Origin of the sequence: Metabacillus sp. YM-086, from assembly GCF_048059995.1 — a bacterium.
Classification (GTDB): Bacteria; Bacillota; Bacilli; order Bacillales; family Bacillaceae; genus Metabacillus; species Metabacillus litoralis_B.
Window position 1 is genome coordinate 13,805 of the sequence record NZ_JBLUOI010000025.1, and the last position, 19,009, is coordinate 32,813.

Annotated in this window: 17 protein-coding genes; 11 read left to right on the top strand and 6 right to left on the bottom strand. The window is 36.4% G+C overall.

What is annotated here, in order from left to right:
• Positions 1 to 278: 278 nt before the first annotated feature.
• The 10 genes from ACEWK1_RS12375 (at position 279) to ACEWK1_RS12420 (ending at position 12,404) form a co-directional block, all read left to right on the top strand.
• Entirely contained in the window at positions 279 to 1,694 is a 1,416-nt protein-coding gene (locus tag ACEWK1_RS12375; RefSeq protein ID WP_212137052.1) for an isochorismate synthase, read from the top strand.
• Positions 1,681 to 3,432 (top strand): 2-succinyl-5-enolpyruvyl-6-hydroxy-3-cyclohexene-1-carboxylic-acid synthase, encoded by a 1,752-nt coding sequence (gene menD / locus ACEWK1_RS12380; protein ID WP_416636347.1) that lies wholly within the window; start codon positions 1,681 to 1,683, stop codon positions 3,430 to 3,432. Before ACEWK1_RS12375 ends, menD begins: the two co-directional genes overlap by 14 nt.
• Positions 3,429 to 4,232 (top strand): 2-succinyl-6-hydroxy-2,4-cyclohexadiene-1-carboxylate synthase, encoded by an 804-nt coding sequence (gene menH / locus ACEWK1_RS12385; RefSeq protein ID WP_121663157.1) that lies wholly within the window; start codon positions 3,429 to 3,431, stop codon positions 4,230 to 4,232. The genes menD and menH overlap by 4 nt, the downstream gene beginning before the upstream one ends.
• A gap of 11 nt (positions 4,233 to 4,243) precedes the next feature.
• Positions 4,244 to 5,062: a 1,4-dihydroxy-2-naphthoyl-CoA synthase gene (gene menB / locus ACEWK1_RS12390; protein ID WP_121663156.1), complete on the top strand. Its 819-nt coding sequence runs from the start codon at positions 4,244 to 4,246 to the stop codon at positions 5,060 to 5,062.
• 89 nt (positions 5,063 to 5,151) lie between these two features.
• Positions 5,152 to 6,621: an o-succinylbenzoate--CoA ligase gene (locus ACEWK1_RS12395; protein WP_251406694.1), complete on the top strand. Its 1,470-nt coding sequence runs from the start codon at positions 5,152 to 5,154 to the stop codon at positions 6,619 to 6,621.
• Positions 6,618 to 7,724 carry an o-succinylbenzoate synthase gene (gene menC, locus ACEWK1_RS12400; protein ID WP_416636348.1) on the top strand — a complete coding sequence of 369 codons (1,107 nt, stop codon included), beginning with the start codon at positions 6,618 to 6,620 and terminating at the stop codon, positions 7,722 to 7,724. Before ACEWK1_RS12395 ends, menC begins: the two co-directional genes overlap by 4 nt.
• Positions 7,725 to 8,304: 580 nt before the next feature.
• Positions 8,305 to 9,252, top strand: a complete 948-nt coding sequence (locus ACEWK1_RS12405) for a metal ABC transporter solute-binding protein, Zn/Mn family (protein ID WP_162987442.1) — start codon at positions 8,305 to 8,307, stop codon at positions 9,250 to 9,252.
• Positions 9,253 to 9,355: 103 nt separating this feature from the next.
• On the top strand, positions 9,356 to 10,105 hold the full coding sequence (locus ACEWK1_RS12410) for a metal ABC transporter ATP-binding protein (RefSeq protein ID WP_251406689.1): 750 nt from the start codon (positions 9,356 to 9,358) through the stop codon (positions 10,103 to 10,105).
• Between the two features lie 81 nt (positions 10,106 to 10,186).
• On the top strand, positions 10,187 to 11,503 hold the full coding sequence (locus ACEWK1_RS12415; protein ID WP_121663152.1) for a metal ABC transporter permease: 1,317 nt from the start codon (positions 10,187 to 10,189) through the stop codon (positions 11,501 to 11,503).
• Complete coding sequence (locus ACEWK1_RS12420) at positions 11,493 to 12,404, top strand: metal ABC transporter permease (protein ID WP_416636349.1); 912 nt, start codon at positions 11,493 to 11,495, stop codon at positions 12,402 to 12,404. Before ACEWK1_RS12415 ends, ACEWK1_RS12420 begins: the two co-directional genes overlap by 11 nt.
• Positions 12,405 to 12,450: 46 nt before the next feature.
• Here ACEWK1_RS12420 and ACEWK1_RS12425 read toward each other — a convergent pair whose 3' ends face one another.
• The 5 genes from ACEWK1_RS12425 to ACEWK1_RS12445 all read right to left on the bottom strand — a co-directional run bounded on the left by ACEWK1_RS12425 (position 12,451) and on the right by ACEWK1_RS12445 (position 17,914).
• Entirely contained in the window at positions 12,451 to 12,636 is a 186-nt protein-coding gene (locus ACEWK1_RS12425; protein ID WP_121663150.1) for a hypothetical protein, read from the bottom strand.
• 71 nt (positions 12,637 to 12,707) lie between these two features.
• Positions 12,708 to 13,748, bottom strand: a complete 1,041-nt coding sequence (locus ACEWK1_RS12430) for a cytochrome d ubiquinol oxidase subunit II (protein ID WP_212137038.1) — start codon at positions 13,746 to 13,748, stop codon at positions 12,708 to 12,710.
• 24 nt (positions 13,749 to 13,772) lie between these two features.
• Positions 13,773 to 15,125 carry a cytochrome ubiquinol oxidase subunit I gene (locus ACEWK1_RS12435; RefSeq protein WP_121665074.1) on the bottom strand — a complete coding sequence of 451 codons (1,353 nt, stop codon included), beginning with the start codon at positions 15,123 to 15,125 and terminating at the stop codon, positions 13,773 to 13,775.
• 606 nt (positions 15,126 to 15,731) lie between these two features.
• A complete protein-coding gene (locus ACEWK1_RS12440; RefSeq protein ID WP_416636350.1) occupies positions 15,732 to 16,640 on the bottom strand; it encodes a nuclease-related domain-containing protein in 909 nt (302 codons plus the stop codon).
• Between the two features lie 92 nt (positions 16,641 to 16,732).
• Positions 16,733 to 17,914: a metal ABC transporter solute-binding protein, Zn/Mn family gene (locus ACEWK1_RS12445; RefSeq protein ID WP_416636351.1), complete on the bottom strand. Its 1,182-nt coding sequence runs from the start codon at positions 17,912 to 17,914 to the stop codon at positions 16,733 to 16,735.
• Positions 17,915 to 18,128: 214 nt separating this feature from the next.
• Here ACEWK1_RS12445 and ACEWK1_RS12450 point away from each other — a divergent pair, with 214 nt between their 5' ends.
• Entirely contained in the window at positions 18,129 to 18,692 is a 564-nt protein-coding gene (locus ACEWK1_RS12450; protein ID WP_212137031.1) for a beta-class carbonic anhydrase, read from the top strand.
• Positions 18,693 to 18,714: 22 nt separating this feature from the next.
• Here the strand turns inward: ACEWK1_RS12450 and yidD are convergent, their stop codons facing one another.
• Positions 18,715 to 18,954, bottom strand: coding sequence for a membrane protein insertion efficiency factor YidD (gene yidD / locus ACEWK1_RS12455; protein ID WP_416636352.1), 240 nt, complete (start codon positions 18,952 to 18,954; stop codon positions 18,715 to 18,717).
• Positions 18,955 to 19,009: the final 55 nt, after the last annotated feature.

Below are 19,009 nucleotides of genomic sequence, written 5' to 3' on the forward strand. Positions count from 1 at the left end.
GATCCTAGCTTATTATTACCATTTGTACCTATAAAATGACTTTGTCATCAAGACGTTTTCATTTTAATCCTGAACAACAAGATATATAATAAGCTTATAACAATTTGGTTCTAAAAACAGAATTGATAAAATATGAACTTAGTTTGGTGTATAGTTTTAAAAAGCCTAATCAAGGCACAGGACGGGCAAGTTAAGGTGCCGCGCGCTTTTCTATATTGACACACAACCTAGCTAGGTGTATCTTAATATAAGCAATTTTTGGTGTCGGGGGGATAAGCTTGATAACTACTTTGGATCATACAATAAAAGAATTTATACAGCAGGCATTGGAAGAGGCAAAGCAGACGAATCAATCTGTGATCGTTAGCAGCGTAAAAGAAGTGGATGCAATGGACCCCCTTCATTTCTTTGCTTCCGGTGAAGAACTTTCCTTAGGAGAACGATTTGTTTGGTCAACACCTGAACGGGATTTTACGATGGTTGGTCTAGGAAATGAATTAGTTATCGAAAATAATAAAGAGTCTAATCAAAGATTTCAGGAAATTGAAAAAGAATGGAAGCGCTTCCCTAAAAAGGTTATTTCTGATCGGAAGAATGAAATAGGGACAGGCCCACTGTTATTCGGAGGTTTTTCATTTGATCCTATAAAAGAGAAAAGTCCTCTTTGGGATTCATTTGCAGAAGCAAAATTTGTACTTCCAACTACAATGCTTTCAATTGTTCAGAATAAAACATATCTTACTATTAACAAAATCATTTCACCTTACGATGAACTTGATGTTTGTATTAAGCACTTTGAAAATAGTATTGAACTTAGTCATTCGTTTCCTTATTCATTAGATTGTGAAAAGGTTAACGAATTTTCAACTATTGAGTATAAAACGTCTGAATGGTTAAAGGCAGTCCAACAGGCAACTAAGGATATTCAATCAAAAGAAATGGATAAGGTAGTTTTAGCTCGTGAAGTACATCTAAAGTTCACAGAGAAAATAAATTCTTATCAAGTCATAAATAATCTTCTAAAGGAACAGCCAACAAGCTATGTTTTTGATTTTGAAATTGGAAATCAGCACTTTGTTGGGGCTACTCCTGAAAGATTAATTAAAAAGAAAAACACTCAGGTATTATCAACCTGTCTGGCTGGGTCCATTAAAAGAGGGAAAACAGAAGAACAAGATCAAGGATTAGGTCATCAACTATTAAATGATGACAAAAACTTAATTGAACACAGTATTGTTGTTAAAATGATCAAGGCTGCTATTGATACTTGCTGTGATGAAGTAAGTGTACCGAAATATCCAATCTTATATAAAACGAAAAATATCCAACATCTCTACACTCCTGTGAAGGGGATTGCCAAAGAAGGACTTTCCTTTCTTTCAATGGTAGAAAGATTACACCCCACACCTGCTTTGGGTGGGTATCCTAAAGATAAAGCGATTGAAAAAATTAGAGAGCTTGAACCAATGCATCGCGGATGGTATGCAGGTCCAATTGGTTGGCTTGATCATGATAATAACGGTGAATTTGTTGTAGCAATTCGCTCCGGGTTATTGGAAGGTCAGAATGCTGCATTATTTGCAGGATGTGGAATTGTGGAAGAATCAGATCCGAAATCGGAATATCTAGAAACTAAAATAAAACTTAAGCCAATGCTGTCTGCTTTGGGAGGAATCGTAAATGAAGACTGGTGATACACTAACCAGATACGTCGCCAACTTTGTTGATGAACTGGCTCGTTTAGGAGTTGCAGAGGTTGTTATTAGTCCAGGTTCTCGCTCAACTCCTTTGGCCATTTTAATGGCGGAGCATCCAGATCTTACTTGTTACATTAATATTGATGAACGATCAGCAGGCTTTTTTGCACTTGGTATAGCTAAGTGTAATAAAAGACCTGTTGTATTAGTTTGTACATCTGGTACTGCAGCAGCTAATTATTATCCAGCAATTGTTGAAGCGCGTTACTCAAGAGTTCCATTAATAGTCATAACTTCTGATAGACCTCATGAGTTAAGAGATGTTGGAGCACCACAGGCAATTGATCAAATTCAAATGTATGGCCATTACCCAAAATGGTTTGTCGACGTAGCCTTACCTGAAGAACAAGTAGGAATGTTTCGATATGTTAGGACAATTGCAGGTAGAGCAGTGTCAATTGCTTCTGCACATCCTGAGGGAGTGGTTCATTTGAATTTTCCATTTAGAGAGCCTTTACTGCCCAATTTAACTCTTAATGACTTATGGAGTACAACAGAAGATCGAACAACTTATTTACATACTACACTAGGTGAAGTACTTTTAACGAAAGAACAAATGGAGATGTCGGTTCAACTTGTGAACAGCTTTTCTAAAGGAATTATTGTGTGTGGAGAACAAAACGATCCAGATTTTATTACAGAAGTGAATAAGCTTTCTGAAAAACTAAAATTCCCGATCCTTGCCGACCCTCTTTCTCAACTAAGAGCAGGTAAGCATAAAAAGCAAGGTATCATTGATGGATATGACTCGATATTAAAAGATCCTGAATTAGTTAATGAGCTTAAACCAGAAGTGATTATTCGGTTTGGCCCTATGCCTGTTTCCAAGCCTCTTATGCTTTTATTGAAAAATAATCCGGATATTGTACAGGTTATTGTCGATTCAAGTGAAGAATATCGGGACCCAACTTTAAATGCTTCACATCTCATTACTTGTATGCCGCATTATTTTTGTAAGGAGCTTGGGAACATAATACCAGCTAAGGAATTCTCGGATTATTATAATAAATGGTTGTTATGTAATCAGGTCTTTTCAGAAAGAATTAATCATAAGCTGGTTAAAATCGATGAGTTATTTGAAGGAAAGGTAGTAAGTGAACTTCAACAACTCTTACCTGATGGTAGCCGATTATTCGTCGGAAACAGCATGCCGATACGGGATGTTGATACGTTTTTTAGAAATCATGATAAAGAAATAGAGATCATTGCTAATAGAGGAGCCAACGGTATTGATGGAATTGTATCTACGGCATTAGGTGTTAGCGTAGATCAGAAAAAGCCTACGTTTTTATTAATAGGTGATTTATCGTTCTTTCATGATTTAAATGGTCTTTTAGTAGCAAAAATGAACCAGCTTAATCTAACGGTCATTTTAGTTAATAATGATGGTGGCGGGATCTTTTCTTTTCTTCCTCAGTCAAAAGAAGAAAAGCATTTTGAAACACTTTACGGAACTCCGACTGGATTAAATTTTTCGAAAGTGGTAGAAATGTATGAGGGGAAATATGTGAAGATTGAGAGCTGGAATGAACTCCAGAATTATCTTACAAATGAATGGAACAACAGCGGATTACAGGTTGTTGAACTTGAAACAGATCGACTGACACGTGTCAAGATTCATCGGGAATTGTTAGATCATGTTTCCCAGGAAATAAGAAAAGTGTTGAAACAATGAAAATAAGAGGTATCGATTATAACGTTGAAGTCATTTCAAACGGTGAACCACTTGTTTTACTACATGGTTTTACAGGATGTATTGCCAATTGGAACCATATATTAGCTGAATTTCCACAGCATCAACTTGTTTTAATTGACATTATTGGACATGGTAAAACAGAATCTCCTTCAGATCCTTCAAGATATGAAATGAATGAGGTTGTTAAAGATATTGTTGAAATATTAGATACTTTATCAATTAACCGTGCGAATATTTTAGGATATTCTATGGGAGGAAGATTAGCTTTATCTGTTGCTGCTTCATTCCCGGAACGAGTAAAAACACTGATTCTTGAGAGTAGTTCACCTGGTTTAAATAACCCGAAGGAACGACACAATCGAAAAGTATCGGATGAAAAGCTTGCTGAAGAAATTTTGAGTCATGGAGTAGAAAAATTTGTACAACGATGGGAGGAAATTCCCTTATTCTCCACGCAAGACCAATTATCACTGGAAACAAAACAAAAACTGAGATTACTTAGGCTACAAAATAATCCTGTAGGACTTGCTAACAGTTTAATTGGGATGGGGACAGGATCTCAACCATCCTGGTGGGAGCAGCTCCCAAGTATAGAGATCCCTGTGTTATTGTTGTGTGGTGAATGGGATATAAAGTTTTGTGATATAGCTAAAAATATGCACAAATACCTTCCTACTAGCTACTTAAAGGAAATAAATCATGCAGGACATACAATTCATGTAGAACAACCGCGAATTTTTGGTAAAATAGTAAGTGAGTTTTTATCTCAAAATAATTAGGAGGTACAAAAATGGCATTTGAATGGGTTACACAGCGTGAGTATGAAGAAATTATTTATCAAACATATAATGGAATAGCAAAGATTTCAATTAACCGTCCACATGTACATAATGCATTTACACCGAAAACGGTGACAGAGTTAATTGATGCATTTGCTCGAGCTCGAGATGATGAAAATGTAGGTGTCATTATTTTAACAGGTGAAGGTGGAAAAGCCTTCTGTTCAGGTGGAGACCAAAAAGTGCGTGGCCATGGTGGTTATGTAGGTGATGATCAAATTCCCCGCTTAAACGTACTTGATTTACAACGATTAATTCGTGTCATTCCAAAGCCTGTTATCGCGATGGTTGCAGGATATGCAATCGGTGGTGGACATGTATTACATATCGTTTGTGATTTAACAATTGCTGCGGATAACGCTGTATTTGGACAAACTGGTCCTAAAGTGGGAAGCTTTGATGCAGGGTATGGCTCAGGTTACCTAGCTCGCATAGTAGGACACAAAAAAGCACGTGAAATCTGGTATCTATGCAGACAATATGGTGCACAAGAAGCTTTAGATATGGGCTTAGTCAATACAGTTGTTCCATTAGAACAATTAGAAGAAGAAACGGTAAAATGGTGTGAGGAAATATTAGAAAAAAGTCCAACAGCTATTCGTTTCTTAAAAGCAGCATTTAATGCGGATACAGATGGACTTGCAGGAATTCAGCAATTTGCTGGGGATGCAACATTGCTTTATTATACAACGGATGAAGCAAAAGAAGGCCGCGATGCGTTTAAAGAAAAACGTACTCCGGACTTCAAACAATTCCCTCGTTTCCCTTAAGCCTTATACGATTTCAAAAGCTTGGTGATCCTTTTCTCATCAAGCTTTTTTTATTAAAAATATATATTAAAGGAGGTAAGGTATTTTTTATGAATGAGACATTCCCTAACTGGTTAAAGCAACGAGCAAATCTTACACCAAATCGTTTGGCTGTTAAAGTAGAAAATGAAGAATTGACGTTTGACGAGCTTTATAAACGTGTTCAAAAGAGAGTAAAACAATTAATCTCTCTTGGGGTAAAAAAGGATGAGCATATAGGGGTGCTCATGAAAAACAGCATAGATATGATTGAAGTGATTCATGCGCTCTTCTCTGTCGGGGCTATAGCTGTATTATTAAATCATCGCTTAACAAATCAAGAGCTAGCTTTTCAACTATCAGATGCTGAAGCTGTTTCTGTTATTTGTCATGAAGAATTAGCGGAAAAACTAGATGATCATGCAAATTTAATTGTTGTAGACCACCTCAAAGATATAGAAAGTCCTGTTTACATACAAGAAATTGAGGAGTACAAGGCAGATCAAGTGGCAACCATCATGTATACATCTGGAACAACAGGATATCCAAAAGGTGTACTACAAACGTTCGGAAACCATTGGTCAAGTGCAATTGGTTCTGCATTAAATCTGGGACTAGTACAAGAAGATCGTTGGTTGTTAGCTGTTCCGTTATTTCATATTAGCGGATTATCGATTTTGTTTCGAAGTGTTATTTATGGAATCGGCATCATCTTATTTGAGAGATTTGATGCTAAAAAAATGAATCGAGCTATCTTTGAAGATGGGGGAACCATTGTGTCAGTTGTCACAACAATGCTAAATCAAATGGTAGATGACCTTGGCCATAACAAATACCCGGAGAGCTTTCGATGTATGCTTGCAGGAGGAGGACCAGTTCCAAAAGACTTGCTTGAAAAAAGCCTCACAAAACAAATCCCCGTTTTTCAAACGTATGGAATGACCGAAACCTCTTCACAAATTGTTACCTTATCTCCTGAATATAGCATGAAAAAGATAGGATCAGCAGGTAAACCATTATTTTTATGTCAAATGAAAATCATGCAAAATGGAAGAGAATGCTCACCGTTCGAAGAGGGCGAGATTTTCGTTAAAGGACCAACTATTACAAAGGGTTACTGGAAGCGGGAGGAAGCGACAAAAAGCGGATTTACAAATGGTTGGTTTCACACAGGTGATCAAGGTTATATCGATAATGATGGTTTTTTATATGTATTAGATAGAAGATCAGATTTAATTATTTCTGGTGGAGAAAATGTATATCCTGCAGAAATCGAAAATGTCTTACTCTCATACCCAGCTGTCCAGGATGCGGGTGTTGTTGGTATAGAAGATAAGAAATGGGGACAGGTCCCTTATGCTTTTCTTGTTACAACTGAAAAAATGGATCGTGAAGATCTTCTTGCATACTGTCAAGAGCGATTGGCAAAATACAAAGTTCCTCATCATATAACATTTTTAGAAGAGCTTCCAAGAAATGCATCTAATAAGCTTTTGAGAAAAGAACTTAGAAAATATCTAGAAAAAGGAATGTCTATATGATTAAAGTTGAAAAAGTCACATTGTATCATATAACTCAGAAGTTGAAAGTCCCGTTTACATCAAGCATAGGATATGTTTCGGATCGAGATAGTATTTTAGTTGAGGTGATTGATTGTGATGGAGTAAGTGGATGGGGAGAGGTAGTGGCTTTTTCAACGCCTTGGTATACAGAAGAAACGATTTCAACCTGCTTTCATCTTCTTAAAGACATTCTTATCCCATTAGTCATTTCTGAGACATTTGAACACCCAGATGAACTGCAGGAGATTTTTAAAAGAATAAAACGAAATCAAATGGCTAAAGCCTCTCTAGAGGGGGCAATATGGGATCTTTATGCTAAGAAGAAAAATATATCCTTATCAACGGCATTAGGTGGCGTAAGAAATGAAATTGAGTGTGGTGTTGTTGTCGGGATATCTTCCCTTTCAAATATGATCGAGCAAATTACTCGATACAATGAGGAAGGATATAAACGATTTAAAATAAAGATATCACCAGACCAAGATATGAAAATAGTAGAGGAAATACGCAAAAGGTTTCCTGATTTACCTTTAATGGCAGATGCCAATTCTTCCTATACACTGAAAGATGTTGAAAGATTAAAAGAACTAGATCAATTTGGATTAATGATGATTGAACAACCACTCGCAGCAGATGACATTATTGATCATGCCAAGCTTCAAGAGAAACTATCAACTCCTATATGCTTAGATGAAAGTATTAGAACTAGTGAAGATGCCAGAAAAGCAATTGAATTGGGAAGTTGCCAAGTTATTAATATTAAACCGGGGCGCGTAGGTGGGTTAACTGAATCAAAGAAAATACATGATCTATGTCTTAAAAATGATATACCCGTCTGGTGTGGTGGAATGCTTGAAACAAGTATTTCAAGGGCACATAATCTTGCATTAGCATCACTAGCAAACTTTACAATTCCGGGAGATATCTCATCATCCTCAAGATATTGGGAGCAGGATATCGTTGATCCGGAAATAAAAAGTGTTGCAGGGAAAATTAGTTTACAAAATGGACTAGGGATAGGGTTTGATGTGAAAAAAGATATGATAAAGGAACTCGCAACATCAATTACAACTATAAAATAGGTAATGTTGTAAAATATCTATAAAAACATATTTTTGATGGGAATAACAGGTTAAAATTAAATTTTCAGCTTAACAAAATTAAATTTTAGAGTCATTTTTTGAGGCAAAATAAAATGATCAAGATTTTTATGAGAGCAAGCAACCGAGTATAATCATGGTGAAAGATTAACAAATTTACTGAAAGTTAGTTTCTCTTTCTGCTCTTTTAAGGATAACTCAAGATTATGAATTCAGTATAACCACTGAGTGCATAGTTAGAGTTGTCCTTTTTTTTACGATCAGAAAGTATATAAATTTTATGGGCGATCGTATAAGAAAAACGAAGGCTTTCGCCATTAGGACTGGTGATAAGCAAGTTTTTCTAATACTGCAAATTGTCGAGAAAAGATGATTGACATAAAAGTCCAGATGTTTTATTGTTGCCTTAAGGAAACTTTTTTAGATCGACTAACAAAAAATGATACGAGTAAAAAAAGTAGCACACATACTAAATTACTACATAAACTACTTTTGACCCAGCAAAAATAGGAAAGTTTCAACCATGAATATAAAAATGAAACGCGAAATGGAGGAGTAAAAGGTGAAAAAATGGTTGGCGAGTGTAGGAACAGCAATTCTAGCAGTATTTTTATTATCGGCATGTGGTAGTGAACAGACAAATGGTGATGTAGCTGAAGGAAACGGAACTTCTAGTGAAACAATTAATGTTACAACAACTACAGGTCAAGTAGCAGATATCGTAAAACATGTGGGTGGAGATAAAGTGGAAGTTACTTCATTAATGGGACCAGGAGTCGACCCTCATCTTTATCAAGCTTCTCAAGGAGATATCCAGAAATTAAATGAAGCAAATATGATTTTTTACAATGGTCTTCATTTAGAGGGTAAAATGGGTGAAATTTTTGAAAAAATGTCAGAGGATAAAGCGACAGTTGCTGTTGGTGATTCAATTCCAGAAGATCTGTTATTGGCAGCAGATGATTCAACTGCACACGATCCTCACGTATGGTTTGATATCAAAGCATGGATTCATGCTGTTGATGCAGTTGAAGAGGAATTAACAAAGCAATCTCCTGATAATGAAGAATTATTTAAGGAAAATGCGGCCAACTATAAAAAAGAATTAGAGGATTTGGATGCTTATGCAAAAGAGCAAATTAAAACCATTCCAGAAGAAAGTCGTGTTCTAGTAACAGCTCATGATGCCTTTGCTTATTTTGGGCATGCATATGGATTAGAAGTAATGGGATTACAAGGATTGAGTACTGATTCTGAATATGGACTAAAAGATGTTCAAGCGTTGGTAGATACATTAGTAGAGAGAAACATTAAAGCTGTGTTTATTGAAAGTAGTATTTCAGAGAAGTCAATTAGTGCAGTAGTAGAAGGTGCAAAAAAACAAGGTCATGAAGTAGTAATCGGTGGTGAGCTTTTCTCTGACGCTATGGGTGAAGAAGGAACAGAAGAAGGCACATACGTTGGTATGTTCAAACACAATGTAGACACAATTGTATCTTCTTTAAAATAGAGTAACGATAGGTTATAAGGGTTGATAGCTAAGAATGAAAACAATTTGTTCTTAGCTATTGGTATATATATAAGTGAAACCGCAAAAAGGTTGGTGTTAATGAATGTATCCTGTTACAGTTGAAAATTTAACAATTGCGTATCATCAGAAGCCTGTTTTACAGGAAGTAAGTTTTGAGGTACCTGAAGGAAAATTAATTGGCATTATTGGCCCAAACGGTGCTGGAAAGTCAACCTTAATTAAAGGAATTTTAGGGTTAATTCCAGCAGCTTCTGGTGAAGTAAATATATTTGGTGAACAATACAAGAAGCAAAGAAAGCGTGTGGGCTATGTTCCACAACGTGGATCTGTGGATTGGGATTTCCCAACAAATGCTTTAGATGTTGTTTTAATGGGGAGATATGGTCATGTTGGCTGGTTTAAACGACCAGGTAAGAAAGATAGTGAGTTTGCTAGAGAGTGTCTTAAAAAAGTAGGAATGCTTGAGTTTGAAAATCGTCAAATCAGTCAGCTTTCTGGTGGGCAGCAGCAAAGGGTTTTTTTAGCAAGAGCACTTGCTCAAGATGCAGATGTTTACTTTATGGATGAACCATTTGTTGGAGTGGATGCAGCAACTGAAAAAGCCATTATCGCTCTACTAAATGAATTAAAGGCAAAAGGGAAAACGGTTCTAGTTGTTCATCATGATTTACAAACAGTAGAAGAGTATTTTGATTGGGTTCTTCTATTAAATATGAGAAAAGTTGCGTTTGGTCCAACTAAGGATACTTTCTCAATCGATAATCTTCAAAAAACGTATGGTGGAAAACTAACATTTCTACAAGATCAATCGGTTGTTGTTAAAGGGAAATAAAATGAAAGATAGTAGATCATGGCTTTCTTAAAGAAGGATACGGAACGGTTAGTTCCTTTAGAATAAATAGGAGTGAAGCAAATGTTTGAAGAACTATTGTTACAACTTCAAAATCCAAATACCCAATGGGTACTAATTGGCACAATGCTCCTGGGGATTGCTAGTGGAGTTGTCGGGAGCTTTACGTTATTAAGAAAGCAAAGCTTAATAGGTGATGCGATGGCTCATTCGGCTTTACCTGGAGTGTGCATTGCCTATTTACTATATGGTTCAAAATCGCTTCTTTGGTTTTTAATTGGAGCTATAATAGCAGGCTTAATTTCTTCGTTTTTCATTCAAGTGATTATTAATCATTCCAGAATAAAAGAGGATTCGGCACTTGGTATTATCATTTCTGTGTTTTTTGGATTCGGGATTGTTCTATTAACCTATATCCAACATAATGGTGCTGGAAATCAAAGTGGTTTAGATGACTTTATTTTCGGGCAGGCAGCTTCAATGATTGCAGCAGATGTACAATTAATTACAATAATAGCGATCATCTTATTGGCGATTACGGCAGTCTTTTACAAAGAATTCAAATTGCTTACATTTGATCCTCAGTTTGCAAAAGGAATTGGGATACCGGCAAAATTCTTTAATGGGCTCTTACTCTTACTCATTGTTTGTTCAGTTGTCATTGGCTTACAAACAGTTGGTGTTGTGTTGATGGCAGCTATGCTCATTACTCCTGCGATTAGTGCAAGATATTGGACTGAGAAATTAAGCTCAATGATTATTATTTCAGGCTTTATCGGCGGCATTTCTGGAGTATTTGGAACACTATTAAGTACAATTATGGAAGGGATGGCAACAGGTCCACTTATCATTATTGCTGCAACAATCTTATTTATCATTTCGCTCATTTTTGCTCCAAAAAGAGGCTTGCTTGCAAAGGCAATAAAACAACTACATTTAAGAAAACGAACAGCAGTAGAGCAAATTTTCTTAAGCTTTTATGATGTAGCAGAAGGCGGAAACCTGCGTGAAATTACTGAAGAAGAGGTTTTATTAAAAAGAAAGGTTACACCAAGCCTTTACCAACATGCTAAAAATGTATTGGAAAAGAAGGAGTATATTAAACCATCAAGTAATGGTAAATGGATGTTAACCGAAAAAGGCATTGAGTCAGGATACGAACTAGTTTTACAACAGCGACTATATGAAATGTATTTAATGCATGAGATGGAATTTGCCCATTTAGAGTTGAAAACAAGAGACGATCTTAATTTAAATGCCATTTCAAAAGAAACGAAAGATCAGCTGCTTAAATTGTTGCGTATCCATGATCGTGCACCATTACTGATACCGAAGTCAACGAGTCTGGGAGATAGGAGAGTGATGGTAAATGACTTATGATGCTTGGATTATCATCACAGGGTCATTAGTAGGCATTACATGTGCAATGATTGGGTGTTTTCTCGTTTTAAGAAAAATGGCGATGCTAGCGGATGCGATCTCACATACTGTTTTATTAGGAATAGTCGGTGGATATTTAGTTAGCCGTAGTCTAGATGGTCTATCCCTTTTAATTGGTGCAGTTGTTGTAGGCTTATTAACAGCCTTACTTGTTCAGGTATTGAGTGGTAAGGGTGTTCAAGGTGATGCTGCGATTGGGATTGTGTTTACATCTCTTTTTGCCGTCGGAGTTATTCTTCTTTCTGTTTTTGCAGGAAATATCCATTTAGATGTGGATCACGCCTTAATGGGGGAAATTACATTTATCCCGTGGGATACAGTCGAGTGGAATGGGATGGAATTGGGTCCAAAAGCAGTTTGGCTTCTAGGTTTTGTGTTTATTGTCAATTTATTAATCATTATCTTCTTTTATAAAGAATTTAAGATTAGCTCATTCGATCCTGAAATGGCTGTAGCCATTGGAATTCCCGTCTTATTTATTCATTACTTACAGATGGGTATGCTCTCAATTACTACAGTTGCCTCATTCGATAGTGTCGGTGCCATTTTAGTTGTGGCAATGCTCATTGTCCCTGCCTCTACAGCATATTTACTAACAGATAAATTACTAAATATGCTGTTTATTAGCGCGGGAATCGGTGTTTTCTCTGCGATAAGTGGTTATTACATGGCAACCTTATTAAATGTGTCGATTGCAGGTGCGATGGCAACGTCAACTGGTGTTCTTTTCGCCCTTGCATTTTTATTTTCACCAAAGCATGGATTGCTTGCAAAAAAACGAGCACAAAAAAAGCTATCAAAAGCTACTGCTAAAACTGCAACAACAAATCCCGGCATCTAACAGCCGGGATTCTTTAAGTATTAAGGGTATCATTAGTATGTTATTGTTATTCCATTAATCCATATTCAATTGCACGATCAGCAACTAAGTCATCAACATCTTGTGGAAGGTCATCCAGTGAACCGAACTCATAGTCCCATAAATTTGTAAAAGAATCTACAAACATCGGAAACGAGTCAGCATTTGAATTTTTCACATCTTGACGGAATGACTCAATCAGGCTTTCTTTCATGTTACATCCCCCTTGCTCGTTTTATCACCACTTTATTTTTTCTAAAAGAAGAAAAAATATGTAAGACTTATTTAAGATTCATTTTGTTTTAAATAGCGCTTATCTTTCATAAATAGTTTCCAAAAGTAAACGAATCCTGGGAAAAGAATAAGAAATCCAACAATATATGTGATGAATAACGCTCGAAACGTATTCGGATGTGTAAAACCAGATTCAATTGTAACGTCAGGATAAATCATATATGGAAGATGTGCTCGTCCATATGCGTAACTTGCTAATAAATATTGAATGGTTACAGCAACTACTGCTAATCTAGGTCTTCCAATTCGTTGCTTATGCTTTGCTGATGGAAGAAATAAAGCAGCACCAGCAACAACAAACAAAAGAACTGACCCAATTAAAAAGGGGAGGTACTCAAGCATATTCGTATAAAGCCAATTTGCCTCGACTCTTAAGGTTAGCATAATTAAAAACGCTGTAAATAAAGAAAGGGGACCAAGAATTAATGCATCACGACGATAAACACGATAAGCTTCGAGTTCATCCGCCACATTTGAATAGTCTGCAAGCAGCAGTGATGATAAAAACAGTGTACTACTAACAGCAAATCCAATGAAGGCGTAGATGTTCGGACTTGTAAATAAAGCACCGAAGTTAAGCTGATGTACACCATTTACAACATCAATATAGCCACCATGTGTAATCGGCAACACAAGCATAAGTAACGCTGGAATAATAAATCCTGAAATTCCGGAAACATAGGTTAAACCTTTTTCATAGTCCTTTGCAACATGTGAAAACACTAAAAAACCACTTCGTAAAGCTAATAGTATTAAGATGAAACTCCCAGGAAGGAGTAGGACTGTCCCCAAGATAAATGTTGCTCCTGGGAAGAAGCTAACTAGCGCGATAACAATGGCCACAATGAATACATTTGTTACTTCCCATGTGGGAGAGAGATAACGGTTCGCGATGTTTGTTGCATTTGTTTTTTCTTTATTAAAATAAACCATGGACCAGAAGCCTGCTCCAAAATCCATTGTAGCCATAACAGCATAAATAAACACGAACCCCCATAATACTGTGATTGCGAGTAATGAATCTGCAGTCATTTTGATTCACACCTTTTCTAAGGATTAATAACTAAGATTATTTTGGTTAGGTACTCCTCCATCAAGCTCATCCTCAACAGGGTGGCGCTTGAAGTAATATCTTAATACAGCTAAAACCGCAATACCTAAGACAACATAAATTAGAGAGAAAAGAACAAACAACATCCCAATTTGGGTTGACTTTGTTACGACATCTTCGGTAGCTAAAATACGATAAATCACCCATGGTTGTCTCCCAGTACAGGCAAAAATCCATCCAAATTCAATGGAAAGAAGGGACAGTGGTCCTGCTAAAACGAAGGCATACATAAATAGCTTAGGAAAATGTGGTTTTTTCAAAAATTTGTTCCAAACAAACCCAGCAAGGGATAAAAAGATTAAAAAGCTCCCAATAAGAACCATGCCGTTAAAAAGTGTGTGCACAAATAACGGTGGCCAGTATTCTTCAGGAAAGTCATTTAAACCAACAACCACAGTTTCAAAGCTATTTCCTGCTAAAAAACTTAATGCCCACGGTATTTCAATCCCATACTTTATTTCTTTTGTTTCTCGGTCTGTAAATCCTCCAATAGCTAGGGGAGCGTAGTCCTGTGTTTCAAAAAGGCCTTCTGCTGCAGCAAGCTTTTCAGGCTGGTATTCATGTAACATTTGAGCCGACTCATGGCCGTTGATTGCCGTGAGAAAAGAGAAGATTCCACCAATAACCAAACTTAACATAAGCGCTTTTCGATGAAATTTGTATACACGTTCATTTTTCCTGCTTTTTAACATTTTGAACGCTGCAATTGTACTAATCATAAAAGCACCGGTCATATAAGCTGAAACAGCTACATGTGCAGCTGAAATGAAGAAGCTAGGGTTAAAAAACGCAGCCCATGGATCCACATCAACAATTTCCCCATTCTCTATCCTGAAACCAGCGGGAGTTCCTTCAAATGCATGAACATTCGTAATGAGAACGGCAGAAGCACTTGCCCCTATGAGAACGAGGGTAACACTGATGATTCTCATTCTAGGAGAAATTCGATCAGCCGCATAAACATAAATGCTCATAAACAAGGCTTCAATAAAGAAAGCATAAATTTCAATTTGGAAAGGTAATGACATTACTCTCCCTATTACCTCCATAAATCCCGGCCATAATAATGCGAGCTGAACCCCGGCAATTGTTCCTGTTGGAATGGCAACCCCAAGTAAAACAGCCTGTCCTTTTGTCCATCGCTTTGCCATGATGGCATAATCCTGATCCTTTGTTTTTTGAAAAAGAAGTTCCGCACATAATATCATTAAAGGCAACCCAACACCCAAAGTGGCAAAAATGATGTGAAAGCCCATTGTGGTTCCGAACAGTGAACGCGCTAATACTAAATCATCCATTGCGATCCGCCTTTCTCTTCCTACCTTGTCGTAATCACCCATAGTGTCCACTATTTTCTAGAGAATATTCTAGTGGGTTTTTCAATGTTTTGGAGTGAGTGTATAGTTTCGTTCCGTTCATAAGAGGGTGAACGACAAAAGTGAATGAGATAGAGCGGATGGTGTCGTTCATAAGGGGTATGAACGACAAAAGTGATTGAGATAGAGCAGGTGGTGTCGTTCATAAGGGGTATGAACGACAAAAGTGATTGAGATAGAGGGGGTGGTGTCGTTCATAAGGGGTATGAACGACAAAAGTGATTGAGAAAGAGTGTGTAATGTCGTTCATAGGTGGTATGAACGACAAAAGTGCTTGAGAAAGAGTGTGTAATGTCGTTCATAGGTGGTATGAACGACAAAAGTGCTTGAGAAAAAGTTTCCAGTGTCGTTCAAAGTTCCGCTCATTAAATCAAGTAGGGGGTATTAAAGAAAAAGAAATATCGTTCTTTAAGGCAATGAAGGACAAACAATTAGCAAAGCAAAAAACACTAAGTGTTGTCCTTCATATAGATAATTACAAATTTTAAACAAAAGAATTAAGAGAATTTCAAGGCACCTAATTGCATTTTATTCAACATAATATGCCCATTGATGAGCTCCTTTAATTTTAAAGTTTTTCTCTAGAATTCTTTGTATTCTCCTTTTGCATGTTACAATTTCACACCAATCGTGAATGGCATTTGTTGTTATTTTTTGTTCTGGAAAAAGAAGTTGAAACTCCTTCACATTACGCATTACTGCAGTTTCGACTATTTCTTTTTGTCCACATTTTTTACATATACAATGTTTACCCAAAACAGACATTGATAAAGACAAACACTCCCCACAAATAACCCCTTCACGAAGCTCCTTATACTCAAAGCTAGGTAATTCTCTATAAGGAGAGTCCATGACATGTAATGAAAGTAACTTGTCAGCAAGCCTCTTATGATCATCAGTTAACTTCGACGATACAGTATTTAGTTCTTTCAAGTGCCTATAAATTTGAGTGGGAAAAATAAATGGTTTGTTCAGGGGTGATTGATATAGAGTGAATTCAGGGTTGATGAAAACGACTGAAGCAAAAATCGAAGTAGGGTATCCAAGATGTTTGAGTAATTGTCTAAATAATGATTCGGTTCTATTTAATTGAATGAGAGGATTGATTATTTCTTTTTGGTTTTTCTTATATAGTCGATCAGAGTCGTAATAATAGTCTCCTTCATAATTTTTCACCTCATAAAGGTAAAGAGAGTCTTGTGTGATCAGTAAAGTGTCAATTTGGAACAACGTGTTATTTTGTTTTAAGAGCAAATCATTTAGGATAAGGCATTCACAGGTAAGCTTTTCTATTAATCTATCGAACATTACCTCGCCCTCATACCCTTTCTTAAGGTTAGCATAATACTGCTTGTCCTTTTCATCCAATCTCATTCGGGTATCTAGGTTTTTCAGAATAAGTAATTCACTAGGTATTGCACGCTGCTTGTAAATCATATTTCACATCCTTTTTATTTTTTGAAGATCAAGTTGATTATATGATAGATGCATCTTTCTGTCTAAATAAAAAAAGTGAGCGAAATATTCGCTCACTTACTAGATAGTGCTGTTTTTAATGTTTCTAAATTTCTTTCCATAATACTAAAATAATCCTCATTATTTTTTACATCTTCTTCTGTAATAGACTCTAGGTTGCTAAGGGTTAATGCTTCTGCACCAATTTCAGCTTGAACGATATCTGTTACATTGCTTGTAACATTTGTTTCAAAAATGATGTAGTTGATCTCATGTTCCTTAGCTGTTTCAATAATTGTTTGTAATTCTTTTTGTGAAGGTTCCTCGGTTGGAGAAAGCCCTAGTACACTGATTTGTTCAATTCCATAACGGTTTTCCCAATAACCGTAAGCAGCATGAGATACTAGAATCTCTTTCTTTTCTGCATTACTTATAACTTCTTTAAAAGATTGATCAAGGTCTTCAAGCTGCGTTTTTAAAGCTTGAAAGTTATCCTCAAATGTTTGCTTTCCTTCTGGATTAAGTTCTATTAATGCATCTTTGATGTTTTCTGCTAGAGTAATAGAATGAATAGGGTCAATCCAAACGTGAGGGTCCTGATCACCGTGATCGTGTGCGTGTTCAGTTTCATCATGAGCGGCTTCGTCCTCAGCATGCTCAGTTTCATCATGAGCGGCTTCGTCCTCAGCGTGTTCAGTTTCATCATGAGCGGCTTCGTCCTCGGCATGTGCACTTTCATCATAAGCGGCTTCATCCTCAGCATGTGCACTTTCATCATGAGCGGCTTCGTCCTCAGCATGCTCAGTTTCATCATGAGCGGCTTCGTCCTCGGCATGTGCACTTTCATCATGGGTGGCTTCTTCTTCGTGTCCTTCGATATATTCGATTCCTTCACCAGCATTGATAAAGGCAACATCTTCAGATTTTAATGATTTTTGAACTTTTTCTGTAAAACTTTCAAATCCTACACCTGTATAAATGAATCCGTCTGCTTCAGCGATTTCAACCATCGCCTTAGTAGTAGGTTCGTATGTGTGGGCGTCAACCCCAGGAGGAAGAATGTTTTCAACTTCAACTAGGTCTCCACCTATCTTTTTTGCGAAGTCTTCTAGTGGATAAATAGTAGTATAGATTTTTAATGTATCTTCAGTATTTGTTTCATTCGCCGATTTTCCTTCTTCGTTACTTGCATTACAGCCGATTAATAAGCTTGATAGTAACAGGAATGAGCTCATGAGTAATGTGTGCTTTTTCATGTATATCCTCTCCTTTCAATAAATCAGTATGATTACGATTAAGACTTCATTATTATATCTTAATGATTACGGTTTGAGAACTAATTTTTAGTAAAAAACAAATAGTAACTGTTACGATTTAATGTCCTTAACCATATTAACTCATCGTTAGAGAAAATTCAAGAGTTATGATATGATAAAAAAACAGAAAACTAGAATAGTGGAGGAATAAAATATGGGATTAGTAGATGAGATTTTAGCACATAATGAAAAATTTGTAGCAGATAAAGAATTTGAAAAATTTGAAACAACAAAGTTTCCTGAGAAAAAGCTTGTCATCTTATCTTGTATGGACACTAGACTAGTTGAGCTTTTGCCACAAGCGATGAACATTCGAAATGGTGACGTAAAGATTGTGAAAAGTGCTGGTGCTATTGTTGCTCATCCTTTTGGAAGTATCATGAGAAGTATTTTAGTCGCTGTTTATGAATTAAAAGCAGATGAAATCTGTGTAGTAGGTCACCATGATTGTGGAATGAGTAAATTAAATTCAGAATCCTTCTTATCAAAAGCAATGGAACGCGGAGTTTCCTCTGAAAAAATTGAAACGGTTAAATATTCTGGAATAGATTTAGATCAATGGTTAAAAGGCTTTGAGAAAGTTGAAGATAGTGTTCGTGATAGTGTAGAAACAATTAAAAATCACCCATTATTAGTTGAGAATATTCCAGTGCATGGTCTTGTTATAGATCCTACAACAGGTAAGCTTGATGTTATTGTAAATGGATACGAAAATTAAAACAAAAAAAGCTATGATAATTTTATAGCTTTTTTTCATTTTTACCCTGTTTTTCTGGTACAAGATCAATACCACCGGGATGAAACGGATGACATTTTACAATACGCTTTAACGTTAAATAACTTCCTTTTAGTACACCAAACCTTTGAAACGCTTCGATTCCATAATGTGAACATGTTGGATAAAAGCGACAGGTAGGTGGTGTAAGGGGCGAAATAAACTTTTGATAAAAACGGATAGCCGAAATGAAAATTTGTATCATAACTTGTTGACCTCACTTTTAAGAATGAAGTTTTCCTCCACTAGAATAGTTGATC